The sequence below is a fragment of the Myxococcus sp. MISCRS1 genome (assembly GCF_026626605.1).
Taxonomy (GTDB): Bacteria; Myxococcota; Myxococcia; order Myxococcales; family Myxococcaceae; genus Myxococcus; species Myxococcus fulvus.
In genome coordinates this window covers 8,323,399-8,348,885 of the sequence record NZ_JAPNKB010000001.1, presented here as the reverse complement: position 1 = coordinate 8,348,885, position 25,487 = coordinate 8,323,399, and the positions used below count along the sequence as shown (strand labels likewise).

19 protein-coding genes and 1 pseudogene are annotated in these 25,487 nt (G+C 68.9%); 12 read left to right on the top strand and 8 right to left on the bottom strand.

Translation table 11 applies throughout. The features are described from left to right. The first annotated feature begins 18 nt into the window (after positions 1 to 18). Entirely contained in the window at positions 19 to 609 is a 591-nt protein-coding gene (locus OWM54_RS33355) for a hypothetical protein (protein WP_267700089.1), read from the top strand. A gap of 27 nt (positions 610 to 636) precedes the next feature. Here OWM54_RS33355 and OWM54_RS33350 read toward each other — a convergent pair whose 3' ends face one another. Continuing rightward, entirely contained in the window at positions 637 to 1,416 is a 780-nt protein-coding gene (locus OWM54_RS33350) for a DNA/RNA non-specific endonuclease (RefSeq protein ID WP_267700088.1), read from the bottom strand. A gap of 402 nt (positions 1,417 to 1,818) precedes the next feature. Here OWM54_RS33350 and OWM54_RS33345 point away from each other — a divergent pair, with 402 nt between their 5' ends. Further along, positions 1,819 to 4,719 (top strand): PQQ-dependent sugar dehydrogenase, encoded by a 2,901-nt coding sequence (locus OWM54_RS33345; RefSeq protein WP_267700087.1) that lies wholly within the window; start codon positions 1,819 to 1,821, stop codon positions 4,717 to 4,719. A 25-nt stretch (positions 4,720 to 4,744) separates the two neighbouring features. Here OWM54_RS33345 and OWM54_RS33340 read toward each other — a convergent pair whose 3' ends face one another. Then, positions 4,745 to 5,161 carry a DUF4267 domain-containing protein gene (locus OWM54_RS33340; protein ID WP_267700086.1) on the bottom strand — a complete coding sequence of 139 codons (417 nt, stop codon included), beginning with the start codon at positions 5,159 to 5,161 and terminating at the stop codon, positions 4,745 to 4,747. A gap of 145 nt (positions 5,162 to 5,306) precedes the next feature. On the opposite strand from OWM54_RS33340, the gene OWM54_RS33335 reads away from it, so the two are divergent. After that, on the top strand, positions 5,307 to 6,239 hold the full coding sequence (locus tag OWM54_RS33335) for an AraC family transcriptional regulator (protein ID WP_267700085.1): 933 nt from the start codon (positions 5,307 to 5,309) through the stop codon (positions 6,237 to 6,239). 49 nt (positions 6,240 to 6,288) lie between these two features. Then, positions 6,289 to 6,585, top strand: a complete 297-nt coding sequence (locus OWM54_RS33330; protein ID WP_267700084.1) for a hypothetical protein — start codon at positions 6,289 to 6,291, stop codon at positions 6,583 to 6,585. Between the two features lie 50 nt (positions 6,586 to 6,635). Here OWM54_RS33330 and OWM54_RS33325 read toward each other — a convergent pair whose 3' ends face one another. From OWM54_RS33325 to OWM54_RS43295, 3 genes and pseudogenes are all read right to left on the bottom strand, one after another. Next, positions 6,636 to 7,838, bottom strand: coding sequence for a M57 family metalloprotease (locus OWM54_RS33325; protein WP_267700083.1), 1,203 nt, complete (start codon positions 7,836 to 7,838; stop codon positions 6,636 to 6,638). 248 nt (positions 7,839 to 8,086) lie between these two features. Further along, positions 8,087 to 8,419, bottom strand: a complete 333-nt coding sequence (locus OWM54_RS43300; RefSeq protein WP_324289160.1) for an AraC family transcriptional regulator — start codon at positions 8,417 to 8,419, stop codon at positions 8,087 to 8,089. A 74-nt stretch (positions 8,420 to 8,493) separates the two neighbouring features. Next, positions 8,494 to 8,820: pseudogene (locus OWM54_RS43295) on the bottom strand (cupin domain-containing protein); the annotation flags it as partial. A gap of 309 nt (positions 8,821 to 9,129) precedes the next feature. Here OWM54_RS43295 and OWM54_RS33315 point away from each other — a divergent pair. Together OWM54_RS33315 and OWM54_RS33310 are read left to right on the top strand one after the other, a co-directional pair. Beyond that, complete coding sequence (locus OWM54_RS33315) at positions 9,130 to 9,240, top strand: SDR family NAD(P)-dependent oxidoreductase (protein ID WP_223781977.1); 111 nt, start codon at positions 9,130 to 9,132, stop codon at positions 9,238 to 9,240. A gap of 515 nt (positions 9,241 to 9,755) precedes the next feature. Next, positions 9,756 to 12,404: a glycosyltransferase gene (locus OWM54_RS33310; protein ID WP_267700082.1), complete on the top strand. Its 2,649-nt coding sequence runs from the start codon at positions 9,756 to 9,758 to the stop codon at positions 12,402 to 12,404. Positions 12,405 to 12,412: 8 nt separating this feature from the next. Here OWM54_RS33310 and OWM54_RS33305 read toward each other — a convergent pair whose 3' ends face one another. After that, entirely contained in the window at positions 12,413 to 13,135 is a 723-nt protein-coding gene (locus OWM54_RS33305) for a class I SAM-dependent methyltransferase (protein WP_267701186.1), read from the bottom strand. 20 nt (positions 13,136 to 13,155) lie between these two features. Here OWM54_RS33305 and OWM54_RS33300 point away from each other — a divergent pair, with 20 nt between their 5' ends. Next, positions 13,156 to 13,605: a hypothetical protein gene (locus tag OWM54_RS33300; RefSeq protein WP_267700081.1), complete on the top strand. Its 450-nt coding sequence runs from the start codon at positions 13,156 to 13,158 to the stop codon at positions 13,603 to 13,605. Positions 13,606 to 13,823: 218 nt separating this feature from the next. Here OWM54_RS33300 and OWM54_RS33295 read toward each other — a convergent pair whose 3' ends face one another. Next, positions 13,824 to 14,375: a hypothetical protein gene (locus OWM54_RS33295; protein WP_223745423.1), complete on the bottom strand. Its 552-nt coding sequence runs from the start codon at positions 14,373 to 14,375 to the stop codon at positions 13,824 to 13,826. A gap of 139 nt (positions 14,376 to 14,514) precedes the next feature. Between OWM54_RS33295 and OWM54_RS33290 the strand changes: the two genes are divergently transcribed. The 4 genes from OWM54_RS33290 to OWM54_RS33275 all read left to right on the top strand — a co-directional run bounded on the left by OWM54_RS33290 (position 14,515) and on the right by OWM54_RS33275 (position 21,658). After that, the gene (locus tag OWM54_RS33290; protein ID WP_267700080.1) at positions 14,515 to 15,129 is read left to right on the top strand and encodes a hypothetical protein; all 615 of its coding nucleotides are present in this window, start codon (positions 14,515 to 14,517) and stop codon (positions 15,127 to 15,129) included. Continuing rightward, on the top strand, positions 15,126 to 16,637 hold the full coding sequence (locus OWM54_RS33285; RefSeq protein WP_267700079.1) for an ankyrin repeat domain-containing protein: 1,512 nt from the start codon (positions 15,126 to 15,128) through the stop codon (positions 16,635 to 16,637). Before OWM54_RS33290 ends, OWM54_RS33285 begins: the two co-directional genes overlap by 4 nt. A gap of 104 nt (positions 16,638 to 16,741) precedes the next feature. Continuing rightward, positions 16,742 to 20,614 carry a G8 domain-containing protein gene (locus OWM54_RS33280; RefSeq protein ID WP_267700078.1) on the top strand — a complete coding sequence of 1,291 codons (3,873 nt, stop codon included), beginning with the start codon at positions 16,742 to 16,744 and terminating at the stop codon, positions 20,612 to 20,614. Positions 20,615 to 20,998: 384 nt separating this feature from the next. Next, positions 20,999 to 21,658: a pentapeptide repeat-containing protein gene (locus OWM54_RS33275; RefSeq protein WP_267700077.1), complete on the top strand. Its 660-nt coding sequence runs from the start codon at positions 20,999 to 21,001 to the stop codon at positions 21,656 to 21,658. Positions 21,659 to 21,662: 4 nt separating this feature from the next. Here OWM54_RS33275 and OWM54_RS33270 read toward each other — a convergent pair whose 3' ends face one another. Then, entirely contained in the window at positions 21,663 to 22,781 is a 1,119-nt protein-coding gene (locus OWM54_RS33270; RefSeq protein WP_223745418.1) for a serine hydrolase domain-containing protein, read from the bottom strand. A 507-nt stretch (positions 22,782 to 23,288) separates the two neighbouring features. Between OWM54_RS33270 and OWM54_RS33265 the strand changes: the two genes are divergently transcribed. Continuing rightward, positions 23,289 to 25,412: an FG-GAP repeat domain-containing protein gene (locus OWM54_RS33265; RefSeq protein WP_267700076.1), complete on the top strand. Its 2,124-nt coding sequence runs from the start codon at positions 23,289 to 23,291 to the stop codon at positions 25,410 to 25,412. The last annotated feature ends 75 nt before the right edge of the window (positions 25,413 to 25,487 follow it).

Sequence of the window (25,487 nt, the reverse complement as noted above, 5' to 3'; positions counted from 1 at the left end):
GTCAGCGAAGGTACCGCCATGACCGCGCAGCTCCACGACACCGTCGAGTACCGCAAGCACGTCTTCGAGCTCGCGGGCATCCAGGGCACGGACCTGTTCGAGCCCTCCGCCCACGGGCTGAGCCCCTGGGCCATGTCGACGGCCTGTCAGCGGGGCTTCCTCTGCCGCTACCGCGTCGCGGACAAGCGGCTGCTGCTGGAGGAGCTGCGCATCGGCTTGTCCGCCCAGGAGGAACAGTCCGTCCGGGAGGGCCACGGCCCGGCGCTGTCCGGGCAGCTCGCCACCTATTCCAGCGAGCCGCACGAGCGGGTCGTCTACACGCGCCTGCGCGCGCCCGTGGCCTTCACCGGGGGCCTGTTGCTGGTGGACGGCTTCAACCGACGCGCGCCCTTCCACGAAGGGCTCCACCCCGCCTGGGGGCGCAAGCGCGCCCAGGAGCTCCTCTTCGAGGGAGGCCGACTGGTGGAGGAGCGGGACTGCGACGGAGTGATGGCGCGGGTGCACGAGCAGGCGCGCGAGAAGTCCCTGGAGCTGGAGCTCGCGCCCCACCGGGCGCTCGTCGCCCAGTGGCTCGCGGATGCGTTCCGCAGGAACTACGGCGCGGACTGAGCCGGGGCGCGAGCTGTCGGACCTGTCTCAGTTGCAGCCCTGGCCGGTCAGCCAGTCCACGCCCCGGGTCCGCGAGGCCGTGCCTCCCGAGCCCCCTCCATCCGTGTTGGAGAAGGACAGCGCCACGCTCGCGCCCGACGTCTGGTTCCTGATCTCCATCGTCAGGGTGTTGGGAATCAGCGCCGTGGTGTTCGGATAGCTCGCGCCGATGGTGTAGCGCAGCCGGCCGCTCGGCAGGCTCCCGCACTTGGCCATCCTGTTCTCGAGCTGCAGCCAGTTGCCGCGATTGAAGTTGGCATCCTGCGGCACCAGGTTCGCCCGGCCACCCCAGCCCCCCAGCTGCGAGCCGATGAGGTGCCCCCCGTCGTAGTCATTGCTGGGGTTCTCCGCATCGCCCCACTGCCCCACGCTCGTCTGACAGGCGTCGATGCGCGGCGCCGCGACGATGGCCGGCAGGTTCTTGTACGCCCGGCTCGGACGGCCCGCGGTGTCCAGGAAGTAATACTCGCCATCGAAGTCGTGCCAGAGGTTCCGGTCACTCGACGGGAAGTACTTCGGACAGTCCCGGATGGCCGCCCCGGTGACGTCCCCGTGGCGCACGTAGCCGACGCCGTACGGCGCCAGCGCCCCACGTATCTGCTCCTCGGTGTGGCTGTCGAAGAAGGCCATCAGGCCACCAGGCCCACCGAAGTCCTGCTCCAGCTGGCCGACGACGTCATCCCCGCCCAGCTCCAGGCCGGGGTCTCCACAGCCGCCGAGCCACAAGACAGACACCACCGCAACGGAAAGCTTGCTCAGGATGCGCATCCTCTTGGCTCCCTCTGGGCCGACCTGCGTGACATCGGGCAGCGTGTTGACCAGGAGACATAGAACCGAAATGCGTGAACTTCCAAAAAACTGAGAAGAACCGCGCCGCCCCTCCTCCAGCGCTCGTTGGCACCCGACGCTCACGGCTTCCGCCGCAGGTTCAAGGCTCCAACAGCACGCGACAGCGCGGTAGGCCGAGGTGTGCGGGCCCACGCACCGCTCACGTGCATGTCACGTCATCGCCCTTGCGAACATGCTTTCAATGTAAAACGAGAAAGAATCATTCCCCCTCCACGCGGCCCCCAGCGGCGTGAACCTGTTCGACCGGGAGAGACAACAATGCAAACACAGGCAAGCAAGTGCACAGGCCCAGGGTGGCCCAGGCCGCTCACGCTCGTGGGCGTGGCGCTTCTGCTCATCACGGGTTGTTCGACGCCGCCGACGGAGCCCTCGGAGCTCGCGGGCTCGAGGGCGGGCGCCGTCATCCAGGATGCCAACTTCGCCGACTCGGTCTTCGTCACCGGCCTGAGGGGTCCGACCACGATGACCTTCGCGCCCGACGGGCGCCTGTTCATCTCGGAGAAGAGCGGAGCGCTGCGCGTGGTCCAGAACGGCCAGCTGCTGGCGACGCCGTTCATGACGCTCGCCGTGGACACCGGCAACGAGCGGGGCCTGATGGGCGTCGCGTTCGACCCCAACTTCGAGAGCAACAACTATCTGTATGTCTATTACACGTCGGTGGACGGCAGCATCCACAACCGGGTCAGCCGCTTCACCGCCAACGGCAACGTGGTGGTGCCCGGCAGCGAGCTGGTGCTCGCCGACCTCCCGACGCTCGACGCCGCCAACCACAACGGCGGCGCGGTGCGCTTCGGGCCTGACGACAAGCTCTACGTCTCCGTGGGCGAGAACGCGGTCTCCTCCAACTCGCAGAGCCTGAACACGCCGCTGGGGAAGATGCTGCGCTTCAACCCGGACGGCACCATCCCCGCGGACAACCCGTTCCACGCGACGGCCACCGGGCTCGCGAAGGCGACCTGGGCCATGGGGCTGCGCAATCCGTTCACCTTCGACTTCCAGCCCGGCACGGGGCTTTTGTTCATCAACGACGTGGGTGAAGGCGGCTGGGAGGAGATCAACCGCGGCCAGGCCGGGGCCAACTACGGCTGGCCGATGACGGAGGGCTATTTCACGAACCGCCCGGGGCTCACGCAGCCGTTCTACGCGTACCCGCATGGCCCCGGCACGGCCGCCGGCAACTGCATCGCCGGGGGAGCCTTCTACAACCCGCGCGTCTCCGCGTTCCCCGGTGCATACCTGGGGCAGTACTTCTTCGCGGACTACACCAACGACTGGATTTCGCGCATCCACCCGACCACCGGCGCCGTCTCCCTGTTCGCGACGGGCGTCTCGGGCCCGGTGGACCTCGATGTGGGTCCCGACGGCGCGCTCTACTATCTGGCGCGGGGCACGGGGCAGGTGGGCCGCATCGCGTACACGGCCGCGCTGCCGCCGACCATCGCGCAGCAGCCGGCGAACCTCCTGGTCTCCGTGGGCACCCCGGCGAGCTTCACGGTGTCGGCGAGCGGCGAGCAGCCCCTCACCTACCAGTGGCAGCGCAACGGCGTGGCCATCTTAGGCGCCACGTCGGCGACCTATACGCTGAGCGCCGCGCAGCTCACCGACAACAACGCGCGCTTCCGCGTGGTCATCACCAACGGGATTGGGACGGCCACCAGCACGGAGGCCGTGCTGACGGTGACGTCCAACAAGCCGCCGGTGGCCACGATTGTCACGCCGGCCGTGGGGACGACCTACACCGCCGCCACGAACCTGGTGTTCTCCGGCTCGGCCAGCGACGAGGAGGATGGCGCGCTGCCGCCGAGCGCCATGACGTGGAGCATCGTGTTCCACCACGACACCCACACGCATCCCGCCATGCCCGACACCACCGGCATCGCGAGCGGCGACTGGCCCATCCCGAACATCGGCGAGAGCTCGGCGAACGTCTGGTACCGGGTGTGGCTCACGGCGCGGGATTCGATTGGCCTCACCCACACGACGTATCGCGACGTGCACCCCGTCACCGTCCCCATCACGGTGAGCAGCGTGCCTGGCGGGCTGCAGGTGTTGATGGACGGCCGTCCCGTCCCCTCACCCCACGCCACGACGGGCGTGGTCGGCGTGCTCCGCTCGGTGGGCGTCGAGTCCCCGCAGTTCGCGAACGGGAAGCTCTGGGCGTTCTCGTCGTGGTCGGACGGCGGCGCGCAGTCCCACGCCTTCACCACGCCGGCCAGCGCGGTCAGCTTCACGGCCACGTTCACGGAGACCGCGAGCGGCAGCTGCTACCGCATCCAGAGCGAGCGCAGCGACAAGTGGCTCGCGGTGGACGGCGCTGGGAAGGTCGTGGCCAGCAGCACGGCGCAGACGGGCGGGCAGATCTTCCAGCTGGTCCCGGTGGGCTCACGGTTCAAGCTCAAGGGGACGGGTGACACGTTCATGACGGTGGTGGACAACCAGCTGTCGATGAGCGGCAACTTCACCAGCGGGGAGTCGTTCACGCAGCACCCCTGTGGCTATGGCGGGCGCACGCGCGTCGGCTTCCAGGCCTCGGTGGGGACGGCGCCCCACTGGAAGGAGACGACGCCGGATGGGCCCATCCAGAGCGGCGACGGTGGCAACGGCGGCGCCTGCAACCCGGCGGATGGCGGCACGTGGGAGGGGTTCTATCTGGAGCCGGTGGCCTGCTCGGGTGGCACCACGAGCCCGGTGTGCGGCAACGGCGTCCTCGAGAGCGGCGAGCAGTGCGACGACGGCAACACCCAGTCGGGTGATGGCTGCAGCGCGACGTGCACCCTCGAGAGCGGCAGCGCGGGCTGCGTGCGCATCCAGAGCGAGCGCAGCGACAAGTGGCTCACCGTGGATGGGGCGGGCAAGGTGGCCGCCATCAGCACGACGCAGGCCGGGGGCGAGGTCTTCGAGCTCGTCACCAGCGGCACGAAGTACAAGCTCAAGGGGGCGAGCGGCGCCTACGTGGCGGTGGTGGCGGACCAGCTCACGGTGAACGCCACGCTCGGCACCGCGGAGGCGTTCACCCGCCACGCGTGCGGCACCTTCGGTGGCCGCAATCGCTACGGCTTCGAGTCCTCGACGGGCACCGCGCGCAACTGGAAGGAGAACACGCTCGCCGCGCCCATCCAGAGCGGCAACGGCGGCAACGGTGGCATCTGCAACCCCACCGACGGCGGCTCGTGGGAGGGCTTCTACGTCGAGCCCGCGACCTGCCCGGTGACGGGAGGCTGAAGGCCCACGTCCCGGGGAGGCCCGCTCAACCGCGAGCCTTCCCGGGGCGCAGCAGCGCCCAGCCCAGGCAGATGCCGTAGATGGCGGCGGAGCCGTGGACGGCGAACGCGTAGGCGAACGACACGCCCTGCCCCATCACCGTCAAGGCATCCGTGACGGGCATCACGATGGAGGCGACCACGAAGATGCCCGCCGCCTTGCGCTGACGCGCGGCCACCAGGCCGAAGAGCGCCAGCGCGATGCCGAAGTCCCGCCCGGCCTTGACGCTCATCCACGCAATCGCCTCCGTGCCCGTCAGGGGCAACCCGAAGCCACGAGCGGCCTCCACCGGGTTCAGCAGGCCGCCCACGCTGAGGTAGAGCATGAAGCCCCCCAGGAGCAGCGTGAACAGGGCCGTGGGGGAACCGAGCCTCCAGGACAAAGGCGCTGACGTCGTATCCATGGCATCTCCTCGTGCTTCGAGCCGTGTGTTCATGCGGACAATCTGCCGCCCGGGGCTCGAGGTCGCCATCTCCGGCCGTCTCGATTCTTTGTCTGGAACGCTCATCACCTGAGCGCCTCGGGCAGCCCACGGCTATACTGGAGGCATGGACCCCACCCCTGGCTCCGACCTGCTCGGGCAGATCCTGGAACACACGCGGCTGAGGGGACGGCTCTACTGCCGCACCGTCGCGCGGGCCCCCTGGGGGCTGCGCATGGCGCCCACGCGGACGGCCACCCTGCACCTGGTCGTCGCGGGCACCTCCGTCCTCGTCCAGGGAGGCGAGACGCTCCCCCTGGGCCCCGGAGATGTCGTGCTGCTGCCGCGCGGAGACGGACACGCGCTCGCGGACTCGCCGCGCAGTCCGAAGATGGCGCTGGAGACCTGGCTTGAGACCCGGAGCGAGGACGCCTCCGCCTATGTGCTGGGAGGCTCCGGCGTGGAGTCCCGCCTGCTCTGCGGCTCCTTCGCGTTCGACGACCCGGGCGCGCACCCCGTGCTCCGCCTGCTCCCCGAGCGGGTGCATCTGCGGGGCGCGTCCGAGGAGGCACGGGCGCTGCTGCCCACCGTGGCCCTGCTCGACAGCGAGGCCTCGCGGGGCGAGCGCGGCTCGTCGCTCGTGGTGTCCCGGCTGCTCGACATCCTGCTGGTCCAGGTGCTGCGCGCCTGGGCCGAGACACAGCCTCCCGGCGGCGCGGGCTGGCTGGGCGCGCTCGGGGACAGGACGCTCGCGAGCACGCTGGGCTGGATGCACGCGGAACCTGGACGGAGCTGGACGGTGGACGAGCTCGCGAAGCGCGCCGGCACGTCACGGGCCACGCTGGCGCGTCGCTTCACCCACGCGGTGGGAATGGCGCCCCTGGAGTACCTCACCCAGCTGCGGATGCAGGAGGCGTCGCGCCAGCTGCGACAGGGCCATGAGGGGCTCGCGGCCATCGCCAGCCGGGTCGGCTATGAATCGGAGTTCGCCTTCAACCGCGCGTTCCGCCGACACATGGGCGTGCCTCCTGGCGAGTACCGGCGGACCGCCCAGGGATGACGCGCGAGTTCGGCGCCGATGGGTCAACACCTTCGCCGGTGGCACCACGATGCGAGCGGTGACGTCCCGCTCGGACTACGTCTTCAAACCCGACCACTCCTTCCAGTTCAAGGACGTGGGGGGCTCGGGGCCCGCGGGGGCGATGACCTTCGGCACCGAGTCGGACACGGGGACCTGGAGCGTGAAGCACGACGTGCTCCCGCTCGCCGGGGCGCAGCGCACACGCCGCGACCTCCTGATTGGCGCGGCGCGCACGCCCGAGGGCAAACGCACGCTCTTCCTCATGCCCGAGCACTCGGGCTGGTCCCTCCAGCCCGGAGCCATCGGCATGAGCGGCGAGCTGTAAGTCGAGAAGGAGTGAGGCCTCCCGCGGGGCCGCGCGGGAGCCCTCGGTCGTCACTGGATGAAGAGGACGAACGTCTCCCACGCGCCGATGGCGGAGCGGTTGGCGTTGACCGCACCCGAGGCATTACCGCCGCCGCCGTTCTCCGCCACCACGTACTGGCCATTGGAGGCCTGGAGGGCCACGCGGTCCCCGGCCTGGAAGCGGCTCCTGCCCTCCAGGTTGATGAAGCGGAAGGTCTCCCACCCCTGGGCCGCCGCGCGGTTCGCGTTGACCACGCCGCCACCACCGTTCTCCGCCACCACGAACTGGCCGTTGGCCGCGCGCAGGTTGATGAGGTCGTTGTTGAGCAGCTCGCCGCCGTTCAGGTCAACGTAGCCGAAGCGCTCCCAGTCACCGATGGCCGTCCGGTCGGCGCCCACGAACGTGCCGCCCCCATTCTCCGCGACCAGGAAGTGCCCCGTGGCGGTGCGGAAGGACAGCCGCGTGCCCGCGGCCTGCGGATACAGCGCAAGCAGCGCCGTGACGTCGCTGCCCGTGAACTCGCCCGTCTCCGCCGAGCGGAAGCACGAGTTCATGATGGAGCCCCCCACCGACGCGGTGGTCGGCGTGCCCGGGATGTGGATGGCGCCGACTCCGCCATCGCCCTCGTTGCCTCCCGTCCCGCAGCTGATGGTCCGGTTGTAGAAGTCCGTGTGGCGGAAGCCGAGGGTGTGCCCGAGCTCGTGCGTGATGACGTGCTCGATGACGTCGACACCGTACTGGCTGAGCCGTCCACCGATGGTGATGGAACCGAATGGCAGGCCATTGGCCGGGAACCCCGCGACGCCTCCGTTCATGTTCGGGTCGAGGTTGGCCTGGATGGTGAAGCTGCAGCCGGTGCTCGGCGCGCGCGCCATCGTGAAGCGCGGGGAGCGCTCGTTGTAGTTCTGGATGGACAGGTCCAGCGCCGTGCTGAACACCCCGGTGAAGGCGGGGCCGTTGACGCAAATCCTCGTCACGGCCGCGTCGACGAGGTTCGTCGTGCGGTACTGCTCCTCGGAGGAGTCGGAGGCCGTCGACAGCTCGCGCGAGGCCTCCAGGGTGACCTCCGCGTCCCTGCCGACAAAGACCGTCTCACCGACGACCTGGATGTCATTGGCGGGGAAGCCCGCCTGAATCAGGTTGTCGACAATCTCCTGCGTGGGTGCGGGCTGCTCGCCACAGCCCCACGACAGGACACTGCTCGCGGCGATTGCGAAAACGAGAGACTTCAAGGACTTGGGGGTTGGAGACACGGGGCAACTCTTCGTGAAGGCTGGGCGACTGAAACATGCGGCTGCTCGAGCCTTCTCGCGAGCAGGCCGCCATCGCCCTATCCCTATCCGCACGCCCGCCGCGACGAAATCGCGTGAGCCGGGTGTCCACGTGTCGACTGGCGCTCACGGCGTCACGACGCCACGCAGCCAGCTTCCTCGACTTCACAATGTATCGGTATCGCGGTCCGAGAGCGGACGCCCCCACGTCAGCTCGCGCGCGCGTAGCGCCCCGGAGACTGGCCCACATGGCGACTGAAGGCCGTGGTGAAGGTGCTCGCCGAGCTGTAGCCCACGCGCTCGGCCACCTCGTGGATGCTCAGCTCCCGGCCACGCAGCAGCCCCCGCGCGACGGCCATCCGCCAACCGAGCAGGTACTCCATGGGCGCCAGCCCCACGGTGTGCGAGAAGCGGTCGAAGAACGCCGAGCGGGAGAGCGCCGCGCTCTTCGCGAGCTGCGCCACGGTCCAAGGGCGTGACAGGTGACGGTGCATCTGCCGTATCGCGGGCGCGAGCCGCGCGTCCGCCAGTCCGCGGAGCAACCCCGGAGGCGTGTCGTCGCGCGCAGCGCTTCGATGAGCAGCAGCTCCACCAGCCGCGTCAGCACGAGCTCTCGCCCCGAGCGCTGCTCGCCTGTCTCATCCCCGACGAGCCGCACCAGCATGGAGAGCCGCTCCACGCCGCGCACGTGCACCACGGCCGGGAGCAGTGACACCATCAGGGCCCCGTCCGGTGAATCGAAGACGAAGCAACCACCGAGCAGACGCACGTCCGGGCGCCCTCCCCGTCTGCCATGGCGCACCTCGCCCCGGGGAGACACGGCGACCTTGGGGTCCACACGCTCGGCCATCACCGGCTCGACCCCGGAGATGGTGAAGCCCGGCGTCGCCGGCAGCAGGACGAAGTCGCCCTCCTGAAGCGCGATGGGCGCCTGTCCGTCCACGGCGAGCCGACAGCTTCCTTCCAGCACGGCGCGGAAGCTCGGCTGGCCGAAGTCCGATTAGCGGACGCCCCAGGCGCCGGCGCCGCTGATGCCCTTCGAGAAGACGGCCCTGGGCTGGAGCAGCGCGATGACTTCCGACAGCGGGGCGCTCATGGACTGGACTCTAGCAAAAGAAATCCGGACGCCGTGTGGTGGAGCGTCCGGGAGGCCGCGCGTACCTTGGGTTCATCGACGCCGCGAACCGCGGCAGGGAGTCGACATGACGGCAATGTACGAAGTCACGGGTGGATGCCATCAGGAGGCTCGCTCATGAAGACGGTGCTCATCACGGGGTGCTCCTCCGGCTACGGGCTCGAGACCGCGCGCCACTTCCTCGGCCTGGGCTGGAACGTGGTCGCCACCATGCGGACACCGCGGTAGGACCTCCTCCCGGCCTCGGAGCGGCTGCGGGTGGTGCCGCTCGACGTGACGAAGCCCGGGAGCATCGCCGCGGCGCTGGAGACGGCCGGCCCCATCGACGTGCTCGTCAACAACGCCGGCTCGGGCAGCCGACCGCCGTGACGCGCGAGTCCGACGTGGCGGAGGCCGGCTGGCGCGCCGTGAACGACACTTCAGGGGCGCTCCGTTTCCCCGCAGGCCCCGACGCGGTGGCCCTGGCCCTGGCCCGCTCGGCGTAACCGGGCTGCGGGCCGGTCCCCGCCCGTGTTTCATGAAACAGACATCCGGCGGCCGAGACACCTGGCCCGCCACCTCCCCCGCATCGCCCCAGGAGGACCGGGACGGATTGCACCAAGGTCAACTGGTTGGAGTTGCAGGCAGGACACAAACTCTCTCAATGAGTCCTCCAGGACTCGAACCCCACCTGTCTGGCCATGCGACAGGGGCCTCACGGCTCCGCCGCGGGCGCCAGGGGACTCACGGAGAGAGGAGACGCTTTGAGGCTCTCGGAATGGCTCAGTGGGACCCGCCCCAGGTCATGGCGCGGCTTCGGCATCCACGTGCTCATCTTCGTGGCCGTCGCCGCGCTGTTCACAGGATTCTGGGCGTTGAACAACCGCCCCGTATCCGCGCCGGACTGGCCGGAGCGCATCTCCGGCTTCACGTACTCGCCCTACCGGCTCGGCGAGAACCCGAGGAAGGGCCGGTACCCCACCGAGGCCGAGCTGCGCGCGGACCTGGTGCAGCTGAGCCAGTGGACCGACCACATCCGCATCTACACCGTCCAGGGCTCCCAGGCGGAGGTCCCGAGGCTGGCCGAGGAGCTCGGCCTGCGGGTGACGCTGGGCGTCTGGATCTCCGACGATTTGGAGCGCAACGAGCGGGAGCTTGAGAAGGCCATTTCGCTGACCCGCGCCCACCCGAACATCGTGCGCGTGGTGGTGGGCAACGAATCCATCTATCGCCTGGACGTCACCTTCGACGAGCTCGTCGCCTACCTCGACCGGGTGCGCGCGGCCGTCACCGTCCCCGTGACGACCAGCGAGCAGTGGCATGTCTGGCGGGGGATTCCGCAGCTGGCCGAGCATGTCGACCTCATCTCGAGCCACGTCCTGCCCTACTGGGAGGACGTGTCGATGCAGGCCGCCCCGGGCTACGTGCTCGAGCGCGTGAGCCTGCTGCGGGAGATGTTCCCGGACAAGCCCCTGCTGCTGGGGGAGGTCGGCTGGCCGAGCAACGGCGGCGTGCGCGGCAGCGCGGTCCCCTCCGGCGTCGACCAGGCCGTCTTCCTGCGCACCATGGTCGACCTGCTCAATCGACACGGCTACGACTACTTCGTCATCGAGGCCTATGACCAACCCTGGAAGGACAGCATCGAAGGAGCCGCCGGCCCCTACTGGGGCGTGTTCGATGCCTTCCGTCAGCAGAAGTTCAACTTCGTGGGCCCCGTGGTGGCCGTCCCGAAGTGGCGCTCCCTGGCGCTCGCCTCGGCCATCCTCGCGCTCGTCACCCTGGTGCTGCTGCTCATCGACGGCTCGGCCCTGCGACAACGCGGCCGCACCTTCCTGACCGTCACGGCCTACTGCTTCAGCACGGCGCTGGTCTGGATGGGCCATGACTACAGCCAGCGCTACCTCCACGGGGTCGGCCAGGCCGTCAGCCTGCTGCTGCTCCTGAGCACGTTCGGCGTCCTCCTCGTCCTGCTCACCGAGGCCCACGAGCTGGCGGAGACCGTCTGGGTCCCCAAGCGCCGCAGGGAGTTCATCCCCGTGAGGGCGGACCGGGCCTACCGGCCGAAGGTGTCGGTGCACGTGCCCTGCTACAACGAGCCGCCGGAGATGGTCCGCCAGACGCTCGACGCGCTCGCCGCCATGGACTACCCCGACTACGAGGTCCTGGTCATCGACAACAACACGAAGGACCCGGCGGTGTGGAGGCCCATCGAGGCGCACTGCGCGCGGCTCGGCAGGCGCTTCCGGTTCTCCCATGTCGCCCCGCTGGCCGGGTTCAAGGGCGGCGCGTTGAACCACCTGATTCGGCACACGGCCCCGGACGCCGAGGTCATCGCCGTCATCGACTCGGACTACCGCGTCGAGCGCGACTGGCTCAAGCACATGGTGCCCCACTTCGCCGACCCGCGAATCGCCGTGGTGCAGTCACCCCAGGACTACCGGGACCACGACGAGAGCGCCTTCAAGCGGCTGTGCTACAGCGAGTACCGGGGCTTCTTCCACATCGGGATGGTCACCCGGAATGACCGCGACGCCATCATCCAGCACGGCACGATGACGATGACGCGCCGCTCGGTGCTGGAGGAGCTGGGCTGGGCCGAGTGGTGCATCTGCGAGGACGCGGAGCTGGGCCTGCGCGTGTTCGAGAAGGGCTACTCGGCCGCCTATGCGCATCACAGCTACGGCAGGGGACTGATGCCCGACACGCTGGTCGACTACAAGAAGCAGCGCTTCCGCTGGGCGTATGGCGCCGTGCAGATCATCAAGCGGCACGCCGTCATGCTGCTGTGGGGCGGCAGCAGCGAGCTGACGGCGGGCCAGCGCTATCACTTCCTCGCCGGCTGGCTGCCGTGGCTCGCGGACGGGCTGAACCTCTTCTACACGCTCGGCGCGCTCGTCTGGTCGGTGGTGATGGTGGTGGTGCCGCACCGGGTGGCGCCGCCCATGCTCATCTTCACGATTCCGCCGCTGGCGCTGTTCCTGTTCAAGGTCGGCAAGACCTTCTTCCTCTACCGGCGCGCGGTCGGCGTCGACTTCCGGGACGCGCTGGCCGCGGCGCTGGCCGGGATGGCGCTCTCGCACACCATCGCCAAGGCCGTGGTGTATGGGTTCTTCACGAGCACCCTGCCGTTCATCCGCACGCCGAAGAACGCGGACCGCCATGGGCTGTGGATGGCCCTCTCCGAGGCGCAGGAGGAGCTGGTGCTGCTCGTCCTGCTGTTGGGGGCGGCGGCCGGCGTCTACGCGGTCCACGGGCTGACCAGCCGGGGCCTGTGGTTCTGGGAGCTCCAGCTCCTGGTGCTGTCATTGCCCCATCTGGCCACGGTCATCATGGCCGTGCTGTCCAGCCAGGGGCAGCAGCAGCGCCGCGCGAGGCTCCCGCTCGGAAGCAGGAGCGTGCCGGCGGGCCACTGAGCCCACGCTCAGGGCTTGCGCCACCGGACATCCAGGCCGCGCACCCAGGCCTCGCCCCGGCCGCCGCCCCGGTCCTCGGCGTGGAACACGACCTCGCCGGCCTCGGCCTCGAAGACACACAGCTTCGACCGCGGCTGGGGGTCGTGCACCTCGAACGTCGCGAGGACTCGCGCTCCCTGTCGCACCACCAGCCGCCCACACCATTCGTGGGCGTGTGCATTCACGCTCACCGTCCCCGGGCGCTCCAGGGTGACGGTCGCCGACTCGTGGGCCCCCGCGAGCACGAAGAGCATCCCGTCCCGCTTCGTGTACGTCCCCCTGACGTCCCCGAGCGGGTTCGGCTTGCGCAGCAGCGTCAGGCAATCCAGCTCCGCAATGCCATCCCAGGTCAGCACCTGCTGCGAGAGGACCCGCAACCCCTCCTTGTGCGCGTAGTGCGCGAAGAGGTCCTTGCTCATGAAGTTGCGGATGCTCGGGTTGTCCATCCACCGCCCGGTGGGGTTCGCGGTGTAGTTCGAGTGATGGATGAACGCATGCGCATCCGGCGCCAGGACGCGGGCGAACTCGCGCAGGTAGGCCCGCACCACGTCACTGTCGAAGTGGACCATGGCGTCGAAGCTGTAGACCAGCGTCACCGACCCGGTGGGCACTCCAGCGAGGCTCGTGCCGTCATTGACGACATAGGAGATCTTCGAGTCGCGGCCCTCGAACCTCCGACGACAGACGTCGATGTTCTCCGGTGGACCCTTCCGTGAGCGGCGTCGCCGTGGAGCGGGAGGGTGAGCTCATCCGCGCGGCGAAGGACGTGGAGGCGGCCCTGGACAAGGGGCCCGCGGTGAAAGCACTGACGCGCCTTGCCTGGCTGAAGCGGGAGTTTCCACGCGCGGCCGTGCGGCACGTGCTCGACTGCGAGATGAACCTGCGCGCAGGCAGGCTGGGGCCCGCGAAGACATCGTGCCGGAAGGCGGTCGCCGCGTATGACGAGGCGGTGCAGGCGCACTTCATCCTGGGCTGGATGGCCTCCATGTCCGGCGCCCGCGCGGAGGCGCGGACCCACCTGGAGCGCGTGGTCACGCTGGAGCCCCTGCACACCGAGGCGTGGCGACTGCTCGCGGAGCAGTACCGCGCCGCCGGCATGCAGGAGGCGCTGAAGACACTCCAGGGCCGCTATCGCGAACAGTTCGCCCAGGAGCTGCGCTGAGACGCCCCAGGCTCCGGCCAGCCTCGAACACCAGGACACACGGCCGACTTCAACCGCGCGCCGGCCCGTCCCGGCGACGACGGCTCAGCCCCAGCAGCAGACACAGCAGCGCGGGGAGCGAGAACAGACCGGACAGACGACGATGAACGGAGCCAGGAGGGTGCAGGGTGACTCCCTGAACGCACCCACGTGATTTGCTTCGCCCGAAAAGGCGCCCGCTACTTCGGCATCTCGGTGGGGGCCTCGCCGAAGGTCCGCCCCCTCTGGTCCCCCAACCAGAAACCGCGGTACTCGAGGCCGTACTGGACACCCCCCGAATCGAGGAACACGGGGACCGTCTTGCCGTCGGTGTCACGGGCCTCGAAGTCGGCGTAGTGGTTCTCCAGCCCCGCCCCCGCCTTCACCCGCAGGGACCTGGCGCCGCTGAGCGGCACCTCGAGCCGGCCCTTCACCTCGTTGACGGCGGGCCCGTTCGCGTCGAAGAACACATACAGCGGGCCGCTGAAGCCCTTGGGGACGATGAAGTGCACGGGCTTCGCGGTGCGCGCGGCCCACCAGGACGCGGTCAGGTCATCGAACACCACCGCGAACAGCCCCACGCCGCCCACCACCACCAGCACCAGCCCGATTCCGACCGACGCGGCCATCGACAGGTTGAAGAGCTTCTTGATGAGCAGGGCGACCCCCATCCCGACAGCGCCCCCCACGACCACCAGGAACAACATGCCCAGCATCACGCCCAAGGCCATCCCACTGTCCGGACCGTTCACGTCGCACGACTCCTCGCCCCCTCGGGCTGCAATGGGCACGAGGTTATACGCAAACCGTGACACTGGGGATGACACCCCTCGGGAGACATGAGTCACCCGTGACTATCCAAGAGCCTCTGTCTTTGGGTTGAATGGCAGGATGGCCCCAGCCGCACCCCAGCCGCCGCCCGACTCCCGGAGGCGGGGCGTCGCGAAGAACCTGCCCTTCGTCATCGCCTGTCTGCTCGTGGGTGGCTCGGCGGCCTTCGTCGTGCTGCAACAGGACAGGCCCCCGGACGGCCCCCCCATCCCCGAGGTGGCCGTGCCGAAGGCCGAGGCGCCGAAGGACCCGCCCCCCGTCACGAAGCCGCTCACCGGCCCCTATCGCGACCCTCGAATCCCCCAGCGGATGCCACCAGGAGACGAGCTGCGCCGGCCCACCGAGGACGTCTGGTGCGAAGGCCTGTCCGTGGAGCGCTGCGACGACTTCCCCAAGGACTGCGAGCTCGCGGCGTATTGCGACGGCGTGAGGTTCTGCAGGACCCAGCCGATGTATCCGAACAAGGCGGAGTGCGCGGAGGAGGGCGTCCTGGGCGCCAGCGTGGCGTGCTGCCCCGGCCTCGTGCCGCGCTGTGGCGCCCTGGAGCACCACGTCGGCCCCAGGTGCGCCCCCATCGAGGGAACCACCCTGGAGTCGGTCTGCGTGCGCTGCGGCGATGGCGTGTGCGGGAAGTTCGAACAGGTCTGCAACTGCCCGGAGGACTGCGCCCGATGAGCCTCGTCCATGTCCAGCGGTTCACGCCCGTGACGCTCGTCGTGCTCCTGCTCGGCGGCTTCGCCGACGCGCGTCCCAAGTACCTGTCCCAGGCCCGCTTCATCGAGGACACGCCGGTGATGCAGGCGGCGCTCGACGGGGATGCGGCGCGGATGAAGGACCTGCTCGACAACAAGTCGGCGGTCAACATCACGGGCCATGTCACGAATGGCTACCCCCACATGACCCCGCTGATGGTGTCGGGGGAGAAGGACGACGTCGCCCTCGTCCGGATGCTGCTGAAGGCGGGCGCGGACCCGCTGCTGCGAGTCCCCCGACACGACAACAGCGCCTGGCCTCCCTTCGGCTGGTCCGCGCGGTGCTTCGCGCGCTCCACGGGTGCGGCTCGCGCGGAGAAGCTGCTGGTGAAGGCGGGCTCGCGCGGTGACGAGGCGTGCCTCGTGGAAGCGGACTTCCTGGCGGCCGTGACCAAGGAGCAGGTGCGGAAGGTCGAACAGCTGGGCCAGCGCGCGAAGGGGCGCATCCAGCAGCGCGTGCTCGCGGACGCGCTGAGCCTCGCCATGGACCAGAAGAGCGTGCCCATGGTCCGCGCCATCGAGGCGTCCGGGCTCTCTCCCCGGGGAGGCCTCAACCTCAACATGGCCGTGCCCGCCGGCACCGACGTGTCGATGCGCCCCGGCTCACGCGTCACCATCACGCCCCTGCCCGCCGTGGAGGTGGCCCTGCGAGAGGACGACGAGAAGGCCCTGCTCGCCCTGGTGAAGAAGGGCGCCGCGCCGCCTCCGCTCTCCCAGCTCGTCGAGAAGCGGATGCGCTCGGTGGTGAAGCACCTGCTGAAGACGGGCGCCAATCCCAACGACACGCTGCCCTGGTCGGACACCGCCCTCATCAAGGCCGTGCAGGCCCGCGATGGGGACCTCACGGAGGCCCTGCTCGCGGCTGGCGCGGACGTCAATCTCGCGGGGGCCAGCGCGGCCACGCCCTTGCTGACCTCGATGCAAGGCAATGAGCCCGTGGACACCACGCTCGTGCGGCGCCTGGTGGAAGCGGGAGCGGACATCGACAAGAGCGACAGCACCCGGCCTCCCTTGCAGCACGCGGCGGGCATCTGCCTGCCGGACATCGTCTCCCTGCTCCTCCAGCGCGGGGCCCGGTGGAACCGGCCTCCGCGCGGCGGCACGGGGCTCTACGAAGACGCGCTGCGGCCTCGCGCCCCCTGCACCGAGGAGGACACCCTCCGCGTCGTCCAGGCCCTCCGCGCCGCAGGCGTCCTCATCCACGCACAGGAGCTCCTGGACCCGGGGCACTTCCACGAGCGCGCGCGGCAGTCCCCGGCCCTGGGCGCCGAGCTCTTCGCGGCAGGACTGGTGCCAGAGCGCAAGCAGCCGAAGCCCCGTCACCCGGAGGGCAGCCCCCTGCGAAACCTGGAGGACCTGGGTAGGGCCGTTCGGACCACAACGCCTCTCATCGAGTGGGAACGCTACAACCCCTGGCTCTGGGGAACGTGAGACCGGTGTGCGATTGACGCTCCCTGGCAATGGGCGACATAGACCAGCCCATGCCGACAAAACTGAATAGCTTTACATCACTGTTTATCCTGGCAGTAACCTGCATGTCCGCGCAGGCGTTCGCCGCGACGCTGAGCTCCGCGTCCTCCACCGTCTTCACCTTCCCCAATGGGACGTTCGAAATCCCGGCGCTCGCGGCCTCGCCGGGCTACCAGTACGCCCCGGCGGGCTCGGGCTGGACGTTCGTCGATGGCGCGGGCCTCACGCGCAACGGCACCGCCTTCACGTCGGGCAACCCCAGCGCGCCGCAGGGCGCCCAGGTGCTGCTGCTGCAGGGCGTGGCCTCAGTCTCGCGGGCGGTCAACATCCCCGCCGGCTACTACGTCTTCAGCTTCGCCGCCGCGCAGCGCGGCAACATCCCGAGCACGCAGCGGGTGGAGCTGCGAGTCAACGGCGCCACGGTGCTGGGCGTCACGCCCGCGGGCAGCACGTACCAGCGCTTCACCACGGGCCCGGTGCTGCTGGGCTCGGGCGCGCACACGGTGGCGGTGCACGGCACCAATCCGCAGGGCACCGACAGCACCGCCTTCGTGGACGACCTCACGGCGACGCGTGTGCGGGACATCGTCATCAGCGGCTTCGAGTCCCCCGCCCTGCCCGCCTCGCCCGGCTACGCCTACACCCCCACGGGAGGCCCGTGGTCCATCAACCCGGGCGCGGGCCTGGCCCGTAACGGCAGCGCCTTCACGGTCTCCAATCCCAACGCGCCCGAAGGGAGCCAGGTGCTCTTCCTCCAGGGAGACTCCTCCGCGTCGACGTCGGTCAACATCCCCATCACGGGCCACTACCGCCTGCGCGTCAGGGCCGCGGCGCGCGCCAACAGCCCCACGATGCCTCCCGCGAAGAACCTCCTCGTCAGCGTGGCCGGCACCCAGGTCGGCGCGTTCCGCCTGACGGCGACGCAGTACGTCGAGCAGGTGTCCATGCCCATCTACCTCGCCGCGGGGGCCACCGTGGTGAGCCTGGCGGGCCTGGACACGGCGGGCGGCGACCACACGGCGCTGGTGGATGACCTGCGGATGGAGCTGGTCCACGACTGGAGGGACCCGCAGGTCTGGGGCGGCGCGGTGCCTGGACCGAACGACACCGCCACCGTGGGGGCCGGCAGCGCCGTGTGCCTCCGGGGCTCCGTCAGCACGACGTCCATCACCGTCGGAGGGGAGCTGCTCGGCGTCCAGAACCAGGGCTTCGACGTCACCACGCGCTACGTGATGGTGATGGGCAGCGGCGCGAAGCTCGAGGTGGGGCAGGAGCTGACGCCCTTCCCGAACGCGGGCGTGTTCACGCTCGTCGGCGCGCCGGCCGACCCCGACGTCATGGGCATGGGCAACAAGTTCCTCGGCGCCATGAGCTCCGGCGTCATCCGGCTCCACGGCGAGGAGCGCGTGAGCTGGTCCCAGCTCGGCGCGAACGCAGCCGCGGGGAGCACCTCCCTCCTCCTCAAGCAAGCGGTGGACTGGCGCGTGGGAGACACCCTGGTCGTGGTCTCCAGCCACCTGAACCCGAACGAGGCGGAGAAGCGGACCATCACCGGCCTGTCGGAGGGGAACACCCGGGTGGCGCTGTCGAGCCCGCTCACCTTCGCGCATACCGGCGTGGTGAAGACCTATACCCAGGGCTCGCGCACGTGGACGGCGGATCTGCGCGCGCAGGTGGGCCTGCTCACCCACAACCTCAAGGTCCAGGGGGATGCCGCCTCCACGGCCACCCGCCACGGGGGCCATGTCATGGTCATGACCGACGCGGCCGCGTACATCAGCGGCGTCGAGCTGTACAACATGGGCCAGAAGAAGCTGCTCGGCCGCTATCCGTTCCACTGGCACATGCTCGGAGCAGCGGGGGCGGGCCAGTACTTCAAGAACTCCAGCATCCACCAGTCCTACAACCGGGCCATCACCATCCACGGCACGGAGAGCACGCTGGTGGAGAACAACTTCTTCCATGACCACGTCGGGCACGGCGTGTTCCTGGAGGACGGCAGCGAGCGCTTCAACGTCATCAAGAAGAACGTGACGCTGCTCACCCGGCGCCCCGCGCCCGGCGACCAGCTGACGCCCTCCGACAACGAGTTCGTACAGCTCCAGAACCGCACGCCCGCCAGCTATTGGATCACCAACCCGCAGAACACGTTCGAGGACAACGTCGCCGCGGGGACGGAGGGCACGGGGTTCTGGTTCGCCTTCCCCAAGAAGCCCATGGGGCAGTCCGCGACCGATGGGCGCTTCAGCAGCCTGGAGCCCTGGCGGCTGCCGATGATTTCGTTCAAGGGCAACAGCGCGCACAGCACCGGCTCCGGGTTCGACATCTTCGACGGGCTGTCCCCCACCCACGCCATCCAGCCCAACCTCGGCTGGGATGACCCGGCGCTCCACCTCATCGAGGACAGCACCTGGTACGCGAATGACCTGGCCATCTACACCGGCATCGGCGCGGGCGGCCCGTCCGACAACCTGGTCTTCCGCAACAACATCTTCGTCGACAACCACACCGCGGCGATGATGGCCAGCTACAGCATCATCGACCAGAGCCTGTTCGTGGCGAACTCCGGTGAGTCGCTCTACACCGGAGCGCAGCATGCCTACCGGGTGTACGACGGCGCGGGCCAGGTCCGGGACTCGCACTTCGTCGGCTGGAACGCGGCCAACGCCAACCTCCTCATCAACACCGGCGCCGCCATCAAGCACCCCAACCACCTGTTCACCGGGAACACGGTGTCGCCGGCGGGGACGCCGCGCATCAGCCTGGGCAACTACGACCTGCCGCCCAAGGCGAACACCGACGCCAACGACAACGAGCACCCGCGCTTCTGGTCCATCGCGCTGCGCGACCTCACGGGCGGCATCAGCGGCAAGCCGAACACCACCATCGTCTCCAGCCATCCCTTCATGCGCGTGGGCGACGAGTTCCGTCCCGCGAACTGGGAGAACGCGTACCGCAGCGACCACCGCTTCGTGCTGTCGCGACTCACCTATGGCGTGTCCTTCGAGCAGACGCCCGACGTCGCCGTCACCCGGGAGAAGGTGGGGACGCCCACCGCGCACGTCTATTACATCCACGGCTATCGGGAGTGGCACCAGCTCCCGTTCCTGGTGAACGAGGGCTTCGAGTACACGTATGCCTATGCGTCCCTGCCCTCCGTGAGGACGGTGGCGATGAACATGGAGGACGCCAGCGTGGGCGACACCTACGTCGCCCGGTTCAAGGACTTCGGGAAGCTGGGGGGCCTGGGTGTCGCGTCGTCGCAAGCGGGCTTCGGCTCGCGCACCTCGCTGGCCAACCTGCGGGCCTCGGCCAACTCCGCGTACTTCGTGCAGCAGGGCGGGGACCTGTACATCAAGGCGGTGGCCACCGGGAGGGCGCAGAACTTCGTCATCCACTGGAGCACGGACTTCGCGGTGCCGCCGCTCGACACGGACGGGGATCAGATGTCGGACGCCGCCGAAATCGTCGCGGGTCGCCACCCGTTCGACGCGGGAGACCTGGGCGCCGAGTTCAACGCGGCGGGGGACGTCGAGGGCTGGAGCGCATCCGCGAACGTCTCCGGGCTCGCCGTCACGGGGGGCGTGCTGACCGGGACGGGCTCGGGCACCGGCGACGCGCAGGTGGTGAACACCGCCTATCACTTCCGCGCCAGCCGCGTGGCGAAGGTCCAGGTGCGGATGCGCGCGACGCAGAACACCACGCTGGAGCTCTTCTTCGCCACGGCCACCCTGCCCGGCTTCTCCGGCACGCGCGCGACGAGCACCGTCTACACCGGCAATGGCGCGTACCAGACGCTCACCCTCGAGGTGGCGGGACATGTCGACTGGACGGGCACCATCACCGACCTGCGCCTGGACCCGGTGAGCAGCGTGGGAAACCCGTTCGACATCGACTGGATTCGCGCCGTGCCCGCGCTCGGCGTCACCCGGGACTGAGCCGGACCGGGTGACGCGCGGGTTTCTTCGCCTTGCGCGTCACGAAATCGGACGTGGGGGTGCCCCGGGAAGGGCCTTGTCGCGCACGGTGGGGCGTCGCCGTGCGAGGGGAAGTCCCGGGATGCACCGCCGGCCACCCCGCGCTCGCGAGGACCGACAGCGCGGCCACCAGGAGGCCCTCCCCGGCTGTTTTCCGAGGGGTGTCTGGCCATGTCGCGCGTCACCTCGCGCGCGGTGGGAAGGGGTCATCAATCCCGTCGTCGCCCTTGGAGGGAGCGTGCATGATGAACGCGCGCCCCGCCCGGCTCGTCGAGGAGGTGCTCCGCGTGTGGGCGGGGCACGCTCCAGGCTCGCGTGTGGTGGCGGGTCGAGGAGACAGCGGACATGACGACGGAGCGCGGGATGGACACGGAGGTGGTGGAGCGGCTCGTGCGCGAGGAGTCGTTCGCGAACGAGACCTTCGTGGGGCTCGACCTGCAGGGCGTGATGCTGACCGACAAGGAGTTCTATCGCTGCACGTTCGAGAACTGTCAGCTCCAGGAGAGCCGGTGGAAGGGCTCGCGGCTGGAGAACTGCGCGGTGCGCGGCAGCAACCTCACGCGGGCGCAGCTGCCCTCCACCGCGCTCCGGGACGTGCGCTTCGAGGGCTCGAAGCTGATGGGCATCGACTGGAGCAACCTCGCATCGAACCCCGAGCTGGGGTTCGTGGAGTGTGGCCTGTCGTATTGCTCGTTCGTCGGGCTGAGCCTGCGGAAGACGGACTTCCTGCGCTGCATCGCGCGGGAGTCGAACTTCTATGATTCGGACCTGACGGACTCGGACTTCACCGGCACCGACCTGAGCGGCAGCAACTTCCGGGGCTGCATGCTCACGCGCGTGGACTTCCGGGAGACGGTGGGGACGTTCCTGGACCCACAGCACAACAAGCTCAAGGACGTGAGGGTGCCGGTGGAGACGGCGGTCGCGCTCGCGCGGAACCTGGGCATGTTGGTGGCGGGCTTCCACGACGAGGCACCCAAGCGCGCGCCGAGGAAGGCCCGGTAGGGACTCAGGGGCGGCCCGCGCGCTCCAGGAGGGGCTCGAGCACCGCGGCCAGGTCTCCCATCACGTTGATGCTCCCCGTGAGGTAGCGACGTGTCTGGGGGAGGTAGAGCATGAAGCTCTGGTAGCCCGCGGTGGTGCCCAGGTGGCCGAGGGCGACGACGCCCTGGGACTCGAGCCGCATCACGCCGAGCCCGTAGCCCACCAGACGTGACTCGGGCTCGGGCGCGGACTGGAACGCGAGCATGGACTCCAGCGTCTGCTCGCGCTCGAAGAGGGCGCCCGCGCGCAGCTTCTTCCAGAAGGTGAGCAGGTCGGCGACGGTGGTCTCCAGCGCGTGGCCACCCGAGGCCCCGGCCATGGAGGGGTCGACGACGGTGAGGTCGGCCATCTCCTCATCCATGGGGACGTAGCCGCGTGCGCAGGGCGCGGGGCAGGACAGGTCTGCGGGCTCGGGCGCACGGGTGTGGGAAAGGCCCGCGCGCTCGATGACCCGCTCGCGGACGACCTCGCGCCAGCCGCGGCCCTCCACGGCGGAGAGGATTTCGCCGAGGAGCACGTAGTTCGTGTTGGAGTAGCCATATTGGGAGCCGGGAGGGAACGCCGGGGACTGCGCGCCGGAGATGCCGAGAATCTCCTCGAGCGACCAGACGTGCTCCGGGTCCATGACGATGGCCAGGTTCGTCTCTTCGGTGACCCACTCGGGGATGCCCGAGCGGTGCGCGAGCAGCATGGCCACGGTGATGGAGGAGGCGTTCGCGATGCGCGCCGTCACGCTCGCGGGCAGGTGCTGCGTCAGCGTGTCCTCCAGGGTGAGCTTGCCCTGCTCGACGGACTGGAGCACCGCGGTGGCGACGAAGGTCTTCATGATGCTGCCCGCGCGAAAGCGGTGCTGCGCGGACATGGGCTGCTGGCCCGGGGCGTCACTGACACCGGCGGCGCCCGACCAGGTCGACCCCTCGTCGGAGGCGACGGCCAACGCAATGCCAGGAGTCAGCCCATGGGTGACGGAGTCCTCCATCAGGGCCTGGAGGTCCGCGTGCAGCGTCGAGGGCTCCTCGTCGTCATTGCACGCCGTGAATGCGCCGGCCAGCGAGAGCATCGCGAGGAGAGGGAGCGTCTGCATCGAGCGGGGGACTGCCGTACTCCAGAAGTGGAGGTTCATGCCCAAGGAACACCGTTCCGTACCGGCGGTGTCACTCCAGGGAAAGAATGTCACAGCGGGCGTGGGCGCAAGACCAATCATTGAAGTGCGGTCCCGCCCGCGAAGCATCTGGCGTAAAACTTCATCATGCCCACCAACTCACTCGAACGCTCTCGCACGCGCCGGTTGCTGCTGGCGAGCTGTGTCGCCGCGATATGCATTGTCGCCCCTCAGCTCTCCTCCGCGGATCCCATGTGCGGCCCCGTCGATCCTCGGCCCATCTGCGACACCACCGACCCAGATGACCCGCCGGGAGCTCCTCCTGAAGGGCCTTTCTGGATCCACGAAGGCAAACGCTTCTTCGTGATTGGTGCCTTCGACTACCCACGCAAGGCCGCCGCGGACGCTGGCCCCGACGCAGGAGAGCCTCCCAACATCAACAAGTCAGATTTTGCACAGGGAGAGTTCGGGCGCGTGGGATTCAACACCATGATTCACGAAATCCACGACTTGACGCCGACGGACCTGGACAAGCTTGAGCAGCACGGCATGCACGTGCTCGCCAAGGCGTGGAACTGGGAGGCCCGGGGGACGCCGAAGGGTGAATTGCACTGGGTGCGGGAGAAGGTCGCCCAACATCACATCGGGAGCGCTCTGGACCTCAAGATCCAGGAACTGAAGAGCAAGTCAGCGCTCCTTGGCTACGACTCCATGGATGAAATGGGGTGGAACAAGGAGGGTGGAGGCCAGTTCGAGCGGGTTGACGGAGGCGTGGACTGGCTTAAGACCGCGGAGAATCGTGCGCGGATTCCGACTCTCGTTGAGGCCGAGAGCTTTCGCGCCTTCGTCAATGCCAGGGACCCCGCCCACCCTGTGTATTACACGGAGATCGCCGCCAACAACGCCGACGCGGGCGTCATTCCCTGGAATGACGTGCCAGGCTTTTCCCCCACGCAGTACCGGCAATGGCGGGCCGCAGCGAACGCCTGGGGGCAGGATCGCTATCCCATCACCCTCCTCGCCGACAACACAACGTTGCCATTTCCCCTGGCGCCCCTGAACCATCCCGCGGAGAGCACCGCGGCCATGCGAGCGCTCCATGACGACGACTTCGCGGCGCCTTATACCCCCACGGGCCCCATCCTGATGGTGCTCCAGGGCCAGGGGTACGCGGAGTGTTGCCCTTGGATGACCGAGCCCGAAGGAATGAAGGGGCGGCGCCCTAACTATACGGAGACCCGTTATATGGCCTACTCCTCCATCATCCAGGGGGCTCGCGGCATCTTCTGGTGGGGCACGGACGCAATCGAGCAGGACTCCCAACTCTGGTGGGACATCAAGAAGGTCGCCGCCCAGCTTCGTTTCCTGGAGCCCGCACTGATCTCCGACAGCCGACCGGACCTGGTGCTCTCCTCCTCCGGGCTGTTGGGCATGCAGCGCAAGGTCGGGCAGCGGAACATCCTCATCGTCACCAACCGCACCCCCTCCACCGTCACCGGCAACATCCGCCCGGTCAACTGGTCCAGCGCGAGGCCGGCCCGTCCGCTTTTCGAGAACCGCAGTCCCATCCCCTTCAACTCCACCCTGGGCGGATGGACGGACACCTTCGGTCCCTGGGAGGTCCATGTCTATACGGACCTTCCTCAGAAGCAGCGCAAGGATGACTTCGACGGGGACGGGACGTCTGACTTCACGTGGCACTGGCCGTCCCCCGCCCCGCCCCAGGTGGGAATGCTCACAGTCCAGGCCAGCTCGCTGCCACGCCTCATGCGCTTCGCGGGGAGCATTCCTGGAGATGTCTCCCTCACGGGTGACTACGACGGGGATGGCATCACGGACTACGCCGTCTACACCCCGGGGGTGGGCACCACGGACGGGTTCTTCACGGTCTGGATGAGCCAGGGCCAACACTGGAGTTGGTTCGATCTGGGAAAGCCCGGCGCCATCCCGGTCGCCGCCGATTATGATGGGGATGGCATCACGGACTTCGCGGTGTACGAACGACTCGCAACCCCGCAGACGGACCCCGAAACGTCCCAGCTGATGTACGGCCATTTCGTCTGGAGATCGAGCCAGACAGGGGGCTCGAACCAGACGTTCCTCATCGGTGAGCCCGACGACACGCCCGTCGTCGGTGACTTCGACCATGACGGCCGGGATGACTTCGCCATGTACAAGGCCAAGACCAGTTGGGGCTGGGGAGGCTGGTTCACCGTGCGCAGGAGCCAGGCCAATGTATGGGACTGGGACGTCCTGGGACAGGTGGGGGACCTCCCCATCGTGGGCGACTACGACGGCGACGGGTTCAGCGACCTGGCGGTCTACACCCCACGCTGGCCGGCGAATGACGGAGGGGGCTACTTCACCGTCATCCACAGTTCCACGGGGACATCCCATGTGAAGTTCCTCGGAGGGGTCGGTGACGTCCCCGTCACGGGCGACTACGACGGCGATGGGAAGACGGACTTCGCGGTCTACCGGCCTCGCACGAGCACTCCCGCGGCGGGGGGTGACTACACCGTCACGTCCTCGAGAACCGGGCTCACGAGCGTGGTGAGCCGACCCGGCGTGCGTCCGGGCGAGCTGCCCATGGGCCGAGCCGGGCAGCAGTAATCCTCCTGCCTGGCGTGGTGGACTCGAACGTCCACCCCGCCGTGCGGCGGCGTGTGTCATCCGCCTTCGTGTAGC